The sequence below is a fragment of the Halomonas sp. THAF5a genome (genome assembly GCF_009363755.1).
GTDB lineage: Bacteria > Pseudomonadota > Gammaproteobacteria > Pseudomonadales > Halomonadaceae > Halomonas.
In genome coordinates this window covers 494,238-509,377 of the sequence record NZ_CP045417.1, presented here as the reverse complement: position 1 = coordinate 509,377, position 15,140 = coordinate 494,238, and the positions used below count along the sequence as shown (strand labels likewise).

At 68.1% G+C, this 15,140-nt stretch carries 10 protein-coding genes; all 10 read right to left on the bottom strand.

Annotation, left to right across the window (positions count from 1 at the left end):
* Positions 1 to 5: 5 nt before the first annotated feature.
* The 10 genes from FIU83_RS02265 to pilM all read right to left on the bottom strand — a co-directional run bounded on the left by FIU83_RS02265 (position 6) and on the right by pilM (position 14,914).
* Positions 6 to 1,661 (bottom strand): CTP synthase, encoded by a 1,656-nt coding sequence (locus FIU83_RS02265; protein WP_152482568.1) that lies wholly within the window; start codon positions 1,659 to 1,661, stop codon positions 6 to 8.
* Positions 1,662 to 1,974: 313 nt separating this feature from the next.
* Positions 1,975 to 3,393: an FAD-dependent oxidoreductase gene (locus FIU83_RS02260; protein ID WP_152482567.1), complete on the bottom strand. Its 1,419-nt coding sequence runs from the start codon at positions 3,391 to 3,393 to the stop codon at positions 1,975 to 1,977.
* A gap of 24 nt (positions 3,394 to 3,417) precedes the next feature.
* Positions 3,418 to 7,866, bottom strand: coding sequence for a glutamate synthase large subunit (gene gltB / locus FIU83_RS02255; RefSeq protein WP_152482566.1), 4,449 nt, complete (start codon positions 7,864 to 7,866; stop codon positions 3,418 to 3,420).
* 472 nt (positions 7,867 to 8,338) lie between these two features.
* Positions 8,339 to 9,445, bottom strand: coding sequence for a 3-dehydroquinate synthase (gene aroB, locus FIU83_RS02250; protein WP_152482565.1), 1,107 nt, complete (start codon positions 9,443 to 9,445; stop codon positions 8,339 to 8,341).
* A 4-nt stretch (positions 9,446 to 9,449) separates the two neighbouring features.
* The gene (aroK, locus tag FIU83_RS02245; protein ID WP_152482564.1) at positions 9,450 to 9,992 is read right to left on the bottom strand and encodes a shikimate kinase AroK; all 543 of its coding nucleotides are present in this window, start codon (positions 9,990 to 9,992) and stop codon (positions 9,450 to 9,452) included.
* Positions 9,992 to 12,055 carry a type IV pilus secretin PilQ gene (gene pilQ / locus FIU83_RS02240; protein ID WP_152482563.1) on the bottom strand — a complete coding sequence of 688 codons (2,064 nt, stop codon included), beginning with the start codon at positions 12,053 to 12,055 and terminating at the stop codon, positions 9,992 to 9,994. The genes aroK and pilQ overlap by 1 nt, the downstream gene beginning before the upstream one ends.
* Before the next feature lie 60 nt (positions 12,056 to 12,115).
* On the bottom strand, positions 12,116 to 12,649 hold the full coding sequence (locus tag FIU83_RS02235; protein WP_152482562.1) for a pilus assembly protein PilP: 534 nt from the start codon (positions 12,647 to 12,649) through the stop codon (positions 12,116 to 12,118).
* A complete protein-coding gene (locus FIU83_RS02230; RefSeq protein ID WP_152482561.1) occupies positions 12,646 to 13,278 on the bottom strand; it encodes a type 4a pilus biogenesis protein PilO in 633 nt (210 codons plus the stop codon). Before FIU83_RS02230 ends, FIU83_RS02235 begins: the two co-directional genes overlap by 4 nt.
* Positions 13,275 to 13,856: a PilN domain-containing protein gene (locus tag FIU83_RS02225; protein ID WP_152482560.1), complete on the bottom strand. Its 582-nt coding sequence runs from the start codon at positions 13,854 to 13,856 to the stop codon at positions 13,275 to 13,277. Before FIU83_RS02225 ends, FIU83_RS02230 begins: the two co-directional genes overlap by 4 nt.
* Complete coding sequence (gene pilM, locus FIU83_RS02220; protein WP_152482559.1) at positions 13,853 to 14,914, bottom strand: type IV pilus assembly protein PilM; 1,062 nt, start codon at positions 14,912 to 14,914, stop codon at positions 13,853 to 13,855. The genes FIU83_RS02225 and pilM overlap by 4 nt, the downstream gene beginning before the upstream one ends.
* Positions 14,915 to 15,140 lie beyond the last annotated feature (226 nt).

Sequence of the window (15,140 nt, the reverse complement as noted above, 5' to 3'; positions counted from 1 at the left end):
CGACCTCACTCCTGATGGGCGGACTGGGCGCGGACGCGCGCCGTCTTGTGCTCCAGCGCCGCATTGACGAAGCCGGTGAACAGCGGATGGCCGTCACGGGGCGTGGAGGTGAACTCCGGGTGGAACTGGCAGGCGACGTACCAGGGATGATCCGGCAGCTCGACCACCTCCACCAGGGAGTTGTCGACGCTCTTGCCGGAGACCACCAGGCCGGCCTGCTCGAGCTCGCCGATGAACTGGTTGTTGACCTCGAAGCGGTGGCGGTGGCGCTCGACGATCTCGTCGCTGCCGTAGGCCTCGCGGGCCTTGCTGCCGGCCTTGAGCTGGCAGACCTGGCCGCCCAGGCGCATGGTGCCGCCCAGGTCCGAGGCCTCATCGCGAAGCTCGACCTTGCCCTCGGGGCTCAGCCACTCGGTGATCAGGCCCACGACCGGATGCTGGGTCTCGTGGGTGAACTCGGTGGAGTCGGCGTCGTCCCAGCCGGCCACGTGGCGGGCGAACTCGATGACCGCCACCTGCATGCCGAGGCAGATGCCGAGATACGGAATGCCGTTCTCGCGAGCGAAGCGGGCGGTGGCGATCTTGCCCTCGACGCCGCGCTCGCCGAAGCCGCCGGGCACCAGGATGGCGTCCTTGCCGGCCAGGCGCTCGGTGCCGTGGTGCTCGATGTCCTCGGAGTCGATGTAGTCGACGTTGACCTTGATCCGCGACTGGATGCCGGCATGGATCAGCGCTTCGTTGAGCGACTTGTAGGCGTCGAGCAGCTCCATGTACTTGCCGACCATGGCGATGTTGACCGACTTCAGCGGGTTGAGCTTGGCGTCGAGCACCTTCACCCACTCGCCGAGGTCCGCCTCGCCGGCCTCCAGGCGCAGCTTGTCGCAGACGATGTCGTCGAGGCCGTGCTCGTGGAGCATCAGCGGGATGCGGTAGATGGTGTCGGCGTCCTGCAGCGGGATGACCGCCCGCTCCTCGACGTTGGTGAACAGCGCGATCTTGCGCCGCTCGCTCTCCTCGAGCTCCACCTCACTGCGGCAGATCAGGATGTCCGGCTGGATACCGATCGAGCGCAGCTCCTTGACGCTGTGCTGGGTCGGCTTGGTCTTGGTCTCGCCGGCGGTCTTGATGTAGGGCACCAGGGTCAGGTGCATGAAGATCGCCCGGTTCGCGCCAAGCTCGCTTCTGATCTGGCGGATCGACTCCAGGAAGGGCAGCGACTCGATGTCGCCCACGGTGCCGCCGATCTCGACCAGCGCCACGTCGAAGCCCTTGCCGCCCTCGTAGACCCGGCGCTTGATCTCGTCGGTGATGTGAGGAATCACCTGCACGGTGCCGCCCAGGTAGTCGCCGCGGCGCTCCTTGCGCAGCACGTGCTCGTAGACGCGACCGGTGGTGAAGTTGTTGGCCTGGGTCATCTTCGTGCGAATGAAGCGCTCGTAGTGCCCGAGGTCCAGGTCGGTCTCGGCCCCATCCTCGGTGACGAACACCTCGCCGTGCTGGAAGGGGCTCATGGTGCCCGGATCCACGTTGATGTAGGGATCGAGCTTGAGCATGGTGACCTTGAGGCCGCGGGCCTCGAGAATCGCCGCCAGCGAGGCCGACGCGATGCCCTTGCCGAGAGAGGACACAACGCCGCCGGTCACGAAGATATATCGTGTCATGGAGAACCTGTCGAAACGTGATCGGTAGGCACGGCAGGAAGCCGCGCCAGGATGGGACGACAGAGTAGCAGAGTGCGACCAAAGGCTCAATTTCAGCGCCGTGCGCCACGGGGCAAGGCGCCCACGCGGCAGACACCCGGCATGCGATGCTGACGAGACCAGCGGCCCGGGGGCAAGTCGAAGAAGGGGTCCTACGCCAGGGATGGCGTCGGTAGCGCCCAGGGAGGGGTTCACAGCGCCCCTTCGTAGACCTGCCGCCGGGAAAGCCGCGAGCCATGCCGCCAGCGACTACTCGCGCCTCCCTGTCTGCAGCTTAGACACCCAGATAGTCGAGGATGCCCTCGCCGGCCTGGCGACCCTCGTAGATGGCGGTGACCACCAGGTCGGAGCCGCGCACCATGTCACCACCGGCGAAGATCTTCTCGTTGGTGGTCTGGAACGGGTGGGCGCCCTGCTCCGGCGCCTTGACCCGGCCGCGCTCGTCGACCTCGATGCCCACGCTCTCGAACCAGGGGGCCGGGCTCGGCTGGAAGCCGAAGGCCACCACCACGGCGTCGGCGGGGATGACCTCCTCCGAGCCGGGCACCACCTCGGGGCGCTGGCGGCCGTTCTCGTCGGGCTCGCCGAGGCGGGTACGCACCACCTTCACGCCCTCGACCTTGCCCTCGCCGACCACCGCCACCGGCTGGCGATTGAACAGGAACTCCACGCCCTCCTCGCGGGCATTGGCCACCTCGCGCTTGGAACCCGGCATGTTCTCCTCGTCGCGACGATAGGCGCAGGTCACGCCGGACGCGCCCTGGCGAATCGCCGTGCGGTTGCAGTCCATCGCGGTGTCGCCGCCGCCCAGCACCACCACGCGCTGGCCCTTCAGCGAGGTGTACTCATGGGGCTCCTTCTCGAAGCCCAGGCAGTGGTTGACGTTACCGATCAGGTAGTCGAGCGCCTTGTGCACGCCGGGCAGATCCTCACCGGGGAAGCCGCCCTCCATGTAGGTGTAGGTGCCCATGCCCAGGAAGACGGCGTCGTACTCCTCGAGCAGGGTGTCGAAGGCGATGTCCTTGCCCACCTCGACACCGAGGCAGAACTCGATGCCCATCTCCTCGAACACCGCGCGGCGACGCTTCATCACAGTCTTGTCGAGCTTGAACTCGGGGATGCCGAAGGTGAGCAGCCCGCCGATCTCCGGGTACTTGTCGAATACCACCGGCTTGACGCCGTTGCGCACCAGGATGTCGGCGCAGCCCAGGCCCGCCGGGCCGGCGCCGATCACCGCCACCTTGCGCCCGGTCGCGGCGACCTTGGAGAGATCCGGGCGCCAGCCCATGGCGAAGGCGGTATCGGTGATGTACTTCTCCACCGACCCGATGGTCACGGCGCCGAAGCCGTCATTGAGGGTACAGGCACCCTCGCAGAGGCGATCCTGCGGGCAGACCCGTCCGCACACCTCGGGCAGCGAGTTGGTCTTGTGACACAGCTCCACCGCCTCGAGGATGTTGCCCTCGCTGACCAGCTGCAGCCAGTTGGGGATGTAGTTGTGGACCGGGCACTTCCACTCGCAGTAGGGGTTGCCGCAGTGCAGGCAGCGATGCGCCTGCCCGGCCGCCTCCTGGGGCTTGAAGGGCTCGTAGATCTCGGCGAACTCCCGCGCCCGGGTGCGTGCCGCCTTCTTCTCGGGGTCCTGGCGACCCACGTCGATAAACTGGAAATCGTTGCTCAAACGGTTGGCCATGGTCTCTGCTCCTCTCTGCCTGGCTTACTCGGGACGCCGACGGGATTCGGCCAGCAGGCCATTGAGGCTCGCCGCCTTGGGCTTCACCAGCCAGAAGTGGCGGATGAAGTCGCTGAAGTCCTCGAGGATCGCGCGACCGCGCTCGGAGCCGGTCTCGGCGACGAACTCCTCGATGACCTCCCGCAGGTGCCGCCGGTAGGCCTCCATGGCCTCGGTGTTCACCCGGTGGATCTCCACCAGCTCGTGGTTGTACTTGTCGACGAAGGTGCGGTCCTCGTCGAGCACGTAGGCGAAGCCGCCGGTCATGCCCGCACCGAAGTTGACGCCCACCTCGCCGAGCACGCAGACCATGCCGCCGGTCATGTACTCGCCGCAGTGGTCGCCGGCCCCCTCGATCACCGCGTGGGCACCGGAGTTGCGCACGGCGAAGCGCTCGCCGGCGGTGCCGGCGGCGAACAGCTTGCCGCCGGTGGCGCCGTACAGGCAGGTGTTGCCGATGATCGCCGTCTTGTGGCTCTCGAAGGCGCTGCCGGCCGGCGGCACGATCACCAGCCGGCCGCCGTTCATGCCCTTGCCCACGTAGTCGTTGGCGTCACCCTCCAGGTAGAGGTGCAGGCCACGGGCGTTGAACACCCCGAAGCTCTGGCCGGCCACGCCGGTGAAGCGGGCGGTGACCGGCGCCTCCTCGAGCCCCGCCTCGCCGTAGCGCTTGGCGATGGCGCCGGAGATCAGCGCGCCGACAGAGCGATCGCAGTTGGTGATCGTGAAGGCGAACTCGCCGCCGGACTTCGCCTCGAGGGCCGCCTCGAGGGCCTCGAGCACCTCCTGGTTCTTGGCGCCCGGGTCGTGGGGCACGTTGCGGTTCACGCGGCAGAACTGCGGGGCGTCCGCGGGCACGTGGTCGTTGCCCAGCAGGCCCGAGAGGTCGAGCCGGCGCTGGGAGGCGGTGACGCCCTCGAGCACCTCGAGCAGGTCGGTGCGGCCGATCAGGTCGGTGAGCCGGCGCACCCCGAGCAGGGCCATCAGCTCGCGCACCTCCTCGGCGATGAAGCGGAAGTAGTGCTTGACCATGTCGACGGTGCCGCGGAAGTGCTCGTCGCGCAGGTACTGCATCTGGGTGGCGACGCCGGTGGCGCAGTTGTTGAGGTGGCAGATGCGCAGGTACTTGCAGCCCAGCGCCACCATCGGCGCGGTGCCGAAGCCGAAGCTCTCGGCGCCGAGGATCGCCGCCTTCACCACGTCCAGCCCGGTCTTCAGGCCGCCGTCGGTCTGCAGGCGAATCTTGTCGCGCAGTCCGTTGATGCGCAGCGCCTGGTGGACCTCGGGCAGGCCCAGCTCCCAGGGGCTGCCGGCATGCTTGATCGAGGTCAGCGGGCTCGCCGCGGTGCCGCCGTCGTAGCCGGAGACGGTGATCAGGTCGGCGTAGGCCTTGGCCACGCCGGTGGCGATGGTGCCGATACCGGGCTCGGAGACCAGCTTCACCGAGACCTGGGCGTCCGGGTTGACCTGCTTGAGGTCGAAGATCAGCTGCGCCAGGTCCTCGATGGAGTAGATGTCGTGGTGCGGGGGCGGCGAGATCAGGGTCACGCCGGGCACCGAGTAGCGCAGCCGGGCGATCAGCTCGTTGACCTTGCCGCCGGGCAGCTGGCCGCCCTCGCCGGGCTTGGCGCCCTGGGCCACCTTGATCTGCAGCACCTCGGCGTTGACCAGGTAGGCCGGCGTCACGCCGAAGCGCCCGGAGGCGATCTGCTTGATCTTGGAGCTTCTGATGGTGCCGTAGCGCGCCGGGTCCTCGCCCCCCTCGCCGGAGTTGGAGCGCCCGCCGGCCTCGTTCATGGCCTGGGCCAGCGCCTCGTGCGCCTCCGGCGAGAGCGCCCCGAGGCTCATGCCGGCGCTGTCGAAGCGCGGCAGCAGCTCCTCGATCGCCTCGACCTCCTCGAGGGGCAGCGGCTCGGCGGCCGGCTTGAGGGCGAGCAGGTCACGCAGGGTGGCCGGATCGCGCTCGTTGACCAGCCGCGCAAACTTCTTCCACTTGGCGTAGTCGCCCTCCTGGACCGCCTCCTGGAGCGCCGTGACCACGTCGGGGTTGTAGGCGTGGTACTCGTGGCCGTGGACGTACTTCATCAGGCCGCCCTGGGCGATGCCCTTGCGCGGCGTCCAGGCCTCGCGGCCCAGCAGCTCCTGCTGCAGCTGAAGCTCGCTGAACCCGGTACCCTCGATGCGCGACGCCATGCCGGTGAAGCAGAGATCGACCACCTCCGAGGCGAGACCCACCGCCTCGAACAGCTGGGAGCCGCGATAGGAGGCCAGGGTCGAGATGCCCATCTTGGAGAGGATCTTGTAGAGGCCCTTCTGCAGGCCCTTGCGGTAGTTCTCGCGCGCGTCGGCGGGGTTGCCGACCAGCTCGCCCGCCTGGTGCATGTCGGCCATGACCTGGTAGGCCAGCCAGGGGAAGACCGCGGTGGCCCCGACGCCGAACAGCACCGCCATCTGATGGGCGTCCCGGGCGTAGCCGGTCTCGACCACGAGGTTGCAGCGCGGACGCAGCGCCAGGCGCCCCAGGTGATGGTGCACCGCGCCCACCGCCAGCGCGGCGTGAATGGGCAGCAGCCCCTTGCCGAGCTCGGCATCCGAGAGCACCAGGATCACCTTGCCGTCGAGGACGGCCTGCTCGGCCTGGCGGCAGAGCGCCTGGATCGCCCCCTTGAGACCGACCTCCTCGGGGTCGTAGCCCAGCGACAGGACCTGGCTGGTGAAGGCCGGGTCGTCCTGGTGCATCAGCGCGGCGAACTTGCGCGGCGAGAGCACCGGCGTGGTCAGGATGATGCGGTGGGCGTGCTCCGGGGTCGCCTTGAAGACGTTGAGCTCGGCGCCGATGCAGGTCTCCAGCGACATCACGATCGCCTCGCGCAGCGGGTCGATCGCGGGGTTGGTGACCTGGGCAAACTTCTGGCGGAAGTAGTCGGTGAGCAGCCGCTGCTTGCCGGAGAGCACCGCCATGGGCGTGTCGTCGCCCATCGAGCCCACGGCCTCCTGGCCGCTCTCGGCGAGCGGGCGCAGCACCTGGTCGCGCTCCTCGAAGCTGACCTGGAACATCTTCTGCTGCGCGAGCAGCGCGTCCGCATCCATGGCGTGGAAGCTGGCGAGCTCGGTCAGCGCCGACTCCAGGTACTGGGCCTCCTGCTTCAGCCAGCGCTTGTAGGGATAGGCGGCCTTGAGGCGCTGGTCGATGTCGGAGGTGTGCAGCACCTCACCGGTCTGGGTGTCCACGGCGAGAATCTGGCCGGGACCGACCCGCCCTTTGGCGACCACGTCCTCGGGGGCGTAGTCGTAGGTGCCGATCTCGGAGGCCAGGGTGATGAAGCCGTTCCGGGTGATCACCCAGCGCGCCGGACGCAGGCCGTTGCGGTCGAGCATGCAGACCGCCTGGCGGCCGTCGGTCATCACCACCCCGGCCGGGCCGTCCCAGGGCTCCATGTGCATGGAGTTGTACTCGTAGAAGGCGCGCAGGTCGGCGTCCATCAGCTCGACGTTCTGCCAGGCCGGCGGGACCATCATGCGCACAGCGCGGTGCAGCTCCATGCCGCCGGTCAGCAGCACCTCGAGCATGTTGTCCATGCTGGAGGAGTCGGAGCCGGTGGTGTTGACGATCTCGTCGAGCTCGGCGATCTCGGGCAGCCGCTCGCTCAGGAAGTTCTCCTTGCGGGAGTTCGCCCAGCCGCGGTTGGCCTCGACGGTGTTGATCTCGCCGTTGTGGGCCAGCAGGCGGAACGGCTGGGCCAGCGGCCAGCGCGGCGCGGTATTGGTGGAGAAGCGCTGGTGGAAGACGCAGATCGCGGTCTCGAGGCGCGCATCCCCCAGGTCGTGGTAGAAGGCCGGCAGGTCAACCGGCATCACCAGCCCCTTGTAGGAGACGACCTCGGCGGAGAGCGAGCAGACGTAGAAGTCCGGCTCGTCGCGCAGCTTCTCCTCGGCGCGCCGGCGTGCCATGAACAGCTCGACATCGAAGGCGTCGCCGGTGGTCTCGCCGGGCTCGACGAACAGCTGACGGATGCGCGGCAGGCAGTCCAGCGCCATGGGACCGCAGACGCCGGGGTCCACCGGGACCTCGCGCCAGCCGGCCACCTCGAGGCCGCGGGCCTCGAGCTCGGCGACCAGGGTGTCGCGACCATGGGCCTCGCGGGCGTCGTCGTCGGGCAGGAAGACCGCCCCCACGGCATAGCGCTCGCCCAGGGACACGCCCAGCGCTTCCTTCGCCACCTCGCGCATGAAGGCATCCGGCATCTGCAGCAGCAGCCCGCAGCCATCCCCGGTCTTGCCGTCGGCGGCGATGCCGCCACGGTGGGTCATGCAGGTCAGGGACTCGATGGCGGTCTTGAGCAGGTCGTGACTGGCCTGGCCCTCCATGTGGGCGATCAGGCCGAAGCCGCAGTTGTCACGGAACTCGCCGGGCTGGTGAAGACCTCTGTTCATGGGCGTGCCTCGGGTTGAAAAGGTTTCTTTGGCAGTCATTTCGTGCTATATTTTAAGGTTTTTGTTCTTATTTATCGCTTCCAACAGAAGCGAGGACTGCTCTGCAAAAGGCCGACCAGCATAGCCAGAGGCGCCCCCATCGCGCAATCGACACGCCCGAAGCCGGCCACCAAAATCGCCTACAAATCCGCTACTTGCATCACTCATCCGGCAAAAAAACTTGCTAACTCAAAGGCTTGCAGATCATCACAACGAACCTTCAACGACGGCCGCCATTCATTAGACTTTAGTCGACTTACCCCGTATTTCTCCATGCCGATCCGGCATGAGGCATGCGAATCGCTTAAAGAACGCGCCGCGCCGAGCCGCGCCGGATGTCGATACCGCCCAGACGCAGCGACGCCCGCGCGGAGGCGGGCGTCGAGGGAGCGGGCTGGGAAGGGCCTGCGCCGACTCGGGCGGCGGCGAGGGCTCAGCGACGAGGAAAGCCCTCGAGGAGCGCCGCCAGGGTCGACGGCGGCGTCTCGTCGTGGATGCAGGCATCCCCCAAGGCGCGCAGCAGGATCAGCCGCAGGCGGCTGTCGAGGTTCTTCTTGTCCAGGCGCATGATGGCGAGGAAGTCGTCCCCCCCCATCCCGGCCGGCGCCGCCAGCGGCAGGCCGGCGGCCTCGATGAGCGTTTTCACCCGGGCCACCTCGGCCTCGCCGAGCCAGCCCAGGCGGCACGACAGCTCGGCGGCCATCAGCATGCCGGTGCCGACGGCCTCGCCGTGGAGCCAGCGCCCGTAGCCCTGGTGCGCCTCGATGGCGTGCCCGAAGGTATGCCCCAGATTGAGGAGCGCCCTTACCCCCTGCTCGGTCTCGTCCTCGGCGACGATCTCGGCCTTGAGCGCGCAGCTGCGCTGGATGGCGCGGGTCAGGGCGGCGGCATCGAGGCCGCGCAGCGCCGACATCTCGGCCTCGAGCCAGGCCAGGAAGTCGGCGTCGCGGATCAGCCCGTACTTGATCACCTCGGCGAGCCCCGCCGAGAGCTCGCGCGGCGGCAGCGTCGTCAGGGTATCGGTATCGATCAGCACCGCCCGGGGCTGCCAGAAGGCGCCGATCATGTTCTTGCCACGGGGGTGGTTGACGCCGGTCTTGCCGCCGACCGAGGAGTCGACCTGGGCGAGCAGGGTGGTCGGCACCTGCACGAAGGCCACGCCGCGCTGGTAGCAGGCGGCGGCGAAGCCGACCATGTCGCCGGTCACCCCGCCGCCCAGGGCGATCAGGGTGCAGCGACGATTGAAGCCGGCGGCGAGCAGGGCGTCCCAGATCCGCTCCACGTGGGACAGCGTCTTGGTGGCCTCGCCATCCGGCAGCACCAGGGTGCGCACCTCGAGGTCGCCGGGGAGCCCCCGGGTCAGCGTCTCGAGGTAGAGCGGCGCCACCGTCTCGTTGGTGACCACCATCACCTGGCGACCGGCCAGGTGCGGCGTCAGCCACCGCGGATCGCCCAGCAGGCCGGGGCCGATATGGATGGGATAGCTGCGATCGCCCAGCGCCACCTCGAGGGTGGACGGGGCAGCGGAGGACTCGGTCATGGGCTCAGGCCTTGCATTGCAGGGGATCGACCAGGCGCGTCACGCGCCGCACGATCTCGTTGACCACGGCCCGGGGGCCGCGCCGGTCGGTGCGCACCACCACGTCGGCGGTGGCGCGGTAGAGGGGGTCGCGCAGCGCGAACATGTCGCGCAGCACGGCTTCCTTGTCGGGGCGCTGGAGCAGCGGCCGGTTGCGGTCCTTGGCGGTGCGCCGCAGCTGCTGCTCCACGGTGGTGAGCAGATAGATCACGGTACCGCTCTCGCGCAGCACCCGGCGATTCTCCTCGCGCAGCACCGCCCCGCCGCCGGTCGCGATGACCACGCTCTCGTGATGGGTCAGCTCGCGGATCATCTGGGTCTCGCGATCGCGAAAGCCCGCCTCGCCCTCGACGTCGAAGATCCAGGGAATGTCGGCGCCGCAGCGCGCCTGGATCTCATGGTCCGTATCAAAGAAGTCTCGTGACAGTTCGGCCGCCAGAAGGCGGCCGATGGTGCTCTTGCCGGCCCCCATGGGGCCAATCAGTATCAGGTTCGGAAGTGCCTGCATCAGCGAATGGCCAGGTTGTCGTCCAGTATTCGGGGCGTGATGAATACCAGCAACTCTACCTTATCATTGGTGTTCTCGGTATAGCGGAACAGGTTCCCCAGCACCGGCAGATCCCCCAGGAAGGGCGTCTTGAGCAGACTCAAGGCTTCCTCGGTGGTAAGGATGCCGCCCAGCACCACGGTCTCGCCGTTGTCCACCAGCACCTGGGTCTCGATCTCGTTGGTGTCGATGGAGGGCACGCCGGCAAACAGCGCGCCCACCGTATCGTTGTTGATCACCAGGTCCATGATGATGCGGTTGTCCGGGGTGATCTGCGGCGTGACCTCCAGGGACAATACGGCCTCCTTGAACTGGGTGTCCGTGGCCCCGCTGGAGGTGGACTCCTGATAGGGGATCTCGGTGCCCTGCTTGATGATCGCCGTGCTCTGGTTGGCGGTGATCACCCGCGGCTGGGAGATGGTCTGGGTCTTGCCTTCGCTCTCCAGGGCGCTCAGCTCCAGGTCGAGGAGAATGTCGCCGGACAGGTAGCCGAAGCTGAAAGCGGTGGACGACGAGGCGGTGCCGCCCATGTCCACGGTCAGGCCGCCGTTGCCCACGCTGCCGCCGGCGGCCCCGCCGACGTCGAAACGGCCATCACCGACTCGGTCGGGGGAGGAGAGCCCCCAGTTGATCCCGAGCTCCCGGGTGGCACTGTCGCGGGCGATCACGATGCGCGCCTCGATCTGCACCTGACGCACGGCGATATCCAGGCGATCCAGGGTAGCCATGATGGTATCGATCTGGTCGGCGGTGTCCTGCACCAGCAGGGTGTTGGTGCGCGGATCGACGGCGACCCGACCACGATCGGTGAGCAGGCCGAAGCCGCTCGCGTCTTGCAGCAGGGCGGCTAGGTCGGAAGCCTTGGCATACTTCACCTGGATGTACTCGGTCTCCAGCGGCGCCAGGGTCTCCAGCTGCTCGCGGGACTCCAGCTCCTGGCGCTCCAGGTTGGCCAGCTCCGCGGCCGGCGCCACCACGATGACGTTGCCCTCCTGGCGACTGGCCAGGCCGTGACTCTTGAGAACCAGGTCCAGGGCCTGATCCCAGGGGACGTCCTGCAGGTTGAGGGTGACCCTTCCCGTCACGCTGTCGCTGGCCACCAGGTTGAGGCCGGTAAAGTCGGCGATGATCGCCAGCACCGAGCGTACCTCGATATCCTGGAAGTTCAGGGTGATGCGCTCACCGGTGTAGGGGAACTGTTCGCGGACGCGCTCCTCCTGCTGCGCCTGGGTGATCGGCTCGGCCTCGATCACCAGCTGGCGACCACTCTGCGTGGAGAGCATGGCGAAGCGCCCCTCGCCCTGGATCTCGAGGGTCACGCCGTCGCTCCCGACGCGCGGGGTTACGCGCGTGAGCGGGGTGCCGAAATCGCTGACATCGTAGACCTGGTCCAGGGAGGCCGGCAGCCGGACCTCGCGCAGCTCGGCGACGATACGCCGGCCGCTCTCGCGCACCCGGGCATCCACGCCGGCACGATCGAAGGTCACGACCAGCCGCCCCGCCCCGCCGTCGCCGCGACGGAAGTCGATATCCTGGATGCTCGGCTGGCGATAGGCCTGGGTCGACGGCGTCGACGCCCGGGGCGATGACGCCTCCGCGCGCGAGGCGTCGGCCGTCGTGGCGGACGCCGCCGTCGGCCGGGCGGCCGCGCCGCCGATGGTGAGCAGCAGGCGATCGCCCTGCTGGCGGGTGTTGTAGGGCAAGGGGCCTTCCAACTCGAAGACCAGCCGCGTGCGCGACCCCGCCTCCAGGGCCGTGACCCGCTCGACGCCGCCCATGCCGAGCTCCTCGCGACGACGCTCCAGGCCGCTCGACGTGTCCATCAGGTCGATGGTCAGGCGGGCCGGCTCGTCGAGACGGTAGCCGCGCACCTCGGGCACCGGCCCGCTGAAGTCGAGTTCGACCTCCAGCGCCCCGTCTGCCCCCTGGCGGTAGGACAGGTCGGTGAGGGTGGAGGCGGCCGAGGCGGCCGTGGAGACCGCCAGCAGTGCCACGAGTGCGAGACCACGAATCATCGGTTGCATTGTTCCCTTCCCCCTGCGGGCCACTACCGCTTCCTGTCCGGCGGCATGACCATCTGTTGTCTAGTCGTCGAGCGCGAGCTGGGTGCTGCGCTCGATCCAACCGCCACGCCCCGTGGGCACGATCTCCACCAGCTGCACCGTGGTATCGGTGATGCCGATGATGCGACCGAAGTCGGACCCCATACGGTTGCCGGTACGCAGCCGATGGACATTGCCGTCGGGCGCCTTGATCAGTGCCGAGGGCTGCCCACCGACCTTGAGGGTACCCACCAGTTCGAGCTGCCCCAGATCGTAGGCCTCCAGCGGCTCCCGGGGGCGCGTCTCGTCCGGCGCCAGATCGCCGTCCTCGCCTCCGCTGCCGGGCAGCGTGTCGGGCTCCGGCAGGCGCGCCTGAAAGGGGCTGCGCTCGTCGGCGAAGATGTAGTCCACCGACTCGTAGCTCGGCGCGGGCGGCACCGGTTCCAGGCTCACCGTGCCCGGGTTGGCACGCACCGCCTCCAGCTCCTGCTCGAGACTCGCCAGGTTGGCGTCGCTGCAGGCGCCCAGCGCGAGCGGCAATCCCAGCCAGGCGATTCGGGTCCACCAGCGACTCATGGCGACTCCTCCTCGGCCGATGCCTGAGGCGGCCGATAGCTGTAGGTCCGGGCCAGCATCGACAGCTGCAGGCGGTTGCGGCCATCGGTCGGCGCCAGGCTGAAGTCGTGCTGGGTCACGATGCGCGGCAGGTCGGCCACGCTGGAGATGAAGGAGGCGACGCGGTGGTAGTCGCCCTGTACCCGGATGTCGAAGGGGCGCTCGACGTAGAATTCCTGGGTCGCCGGGCTGCGCAGGCGAATGAAGTCGATGGCGAGCTGGTTATCGATCGCCGCCTCGCTGATATCGTCGATCAGCGAGGGGATCTCGGCCCCGCCGGGGAGCATCGCCACCAGTTCTGACAAGCGTCTATCGAGCTCCACGACCTCTTCGCGCAGCGCCGGCAGGCTGGCGGCCTGGGCCGACTTGCTGCGGAAATCGCGCAGCAGGCGCTGCTCCTCGCGCTGCGCCTGCTCGAGGGCCTCGACCTTGGGCGCGGCGAGGTACCAGTACATGCCGGCCACGGTGAGACCGACGACCAGCACGCAGCAGATCAGCTGCAGCAGGAAGGGCCAGCTGCCGGACTCCTTGATGTCCAGCTCCCCCCAGTCCATCTCGCGTAGACGACGCACTTCGGTGGATAGGTTCATGGCGCCTCCGTACCGGTTGCACCCTCGACACCTTCCGTGCCGGGCATGTGCTGATTGACGCTGAGATTGAAGCGGCGCAGCTCGTCCGCGGCGCTCTCCACGTCGGAGAGCACCGGCACATCGAAGACCGGCGAGGCCTCGAGCTGGCGAAGCTGCTCGGAGACGCGGCGATTGTCCTCGGCCAGGCCGGTGAGTCGCAGCTGATCCCCCTGGCGGCTGAGCGAGGTGTAGTAGACCCCCTCCTCCAGGCTATCCACCAGGGCATTGAAGACATGCACCGTCTGCGGACGCCCGACCTGGAGCCGCTCGAAGACCGCGATCTGGCGGTTCAGGGAGGCGATCTGCTCCTCGTACTGGCTCGCCGCGCGGATGTCGCGATCCAGCTCGGCGGTCCTGGCCTGGATCAGCTGCTGGCGCTGCTGCTGAGCGTCCAGGCGCTGGTCGAGGTACCAGGTCATGCCGTAGCCGACACCCAGGCCGACCAGGGCGCTCAGCACGATGGCCGTGACGAAGCGCTTGCTGCGCCGGGCGCGCACTGCCTCCCGCCAGGGGAGCAGGTTGATCTCGATGGTCGTCATTTGCCTACCCTCATCGCCAGGCCGCAGGCCGTGAGCATGGCCGGCGCATCACCGGCCAGGGTCGGGACGTCGATGCGGGCGTTGACCTTCATGCGGCGGAAGGGGTTGGCGATCACCACCTCCATGCCGCTCTCCTCGGCCAGCCGCTCGGCCAGCCCCGGCAGCACGCTGGTGCCGCCCGCCAGGATCATGCGACGCACCTCCTGCTTGCGCCCGGCGGTGTAGTAGAGCTGCAGCGAGCGCCCCACCTGCTGCACCAGGGTGTCGAGGAAGGGGGCGAGCACGCTGCGCTGGTAGTCGTCGGGCAGGCCTCCCCGCTTCTTGGCCAGCCCCGCCTCCTCGAGGGTCAGCCCATAGCGGTTGCGGATCTCGTCCGTCAGCTGACGGCCGCCGAAGACGGTGTCGCGGCTGTAGGTCACGCGGCCGTCGCGCAGCACGTGGAAGGCGTTCATGGTGGCGCCGATATCGACCAGCGCCACGCACTCCTGCTCGCCGCCCTCCGACGGCAGCTGGTGACGCAGCTCCTGGAAGGCCCGCTCCATGGCGAAGGTCTCGACGTCGACGGCCGCCGGGGTCAGGCCTGCCTGCAGCACCGCCTCGGTCAGCTGATTGACGTCCTGCTGGCGACAGGCCACCAGCAGGACGTCCTGCTGGTCGCCGTACCGGGCGTTGAGGCCCAGGCGCTGGAAGTCGAAGGCGACCTCATTGAACGGAAACGGAATGTGGCGGTCAGACTCGAGCTGGACACGGTTCCCGATCTCGTCATCGTCGAGCGAGGCGGGAACTGACAGCGTCTTGGTGATGGCGGCGCCGGCCGGCAAGGCCAAGGCGGCGTTGCGCGAAGCCGGCCGCGCATGATCCACGGCGCGCTTGAGGGCGTCCACCACGGCCGACATGTCGCGAATCCGCCGCTCGACGACGGCGCCCTCGCGCAGTGGGCGCACGGCGTAGCTTTCCACCTGATAGTGGCCACGCGCGCGTTTAAGCTCGATGACTTTGACGGTAGCCGAGGTAATATCGACACCGATCAGTCCCTTACCGGGTGCTCTCAGTCGCATCGTCAGTCATGCCCCTGCCTGATCCGCGCGGCGTACCGCTCATTATAATTGTCCCTTGCGAACCGATGCGTTTGCATGATGACTGTCATGCCTTCGGTCCGTAATCGCAGATTACATGATATTTCCGAAACTCACATGATCGATGGTGTCGCCATGAGTCAACGCTGGTGACCACCCCCTCGGCTTCCTATAATGGCTGCCCCGAGAGAAGGCCACTGCATCGCCG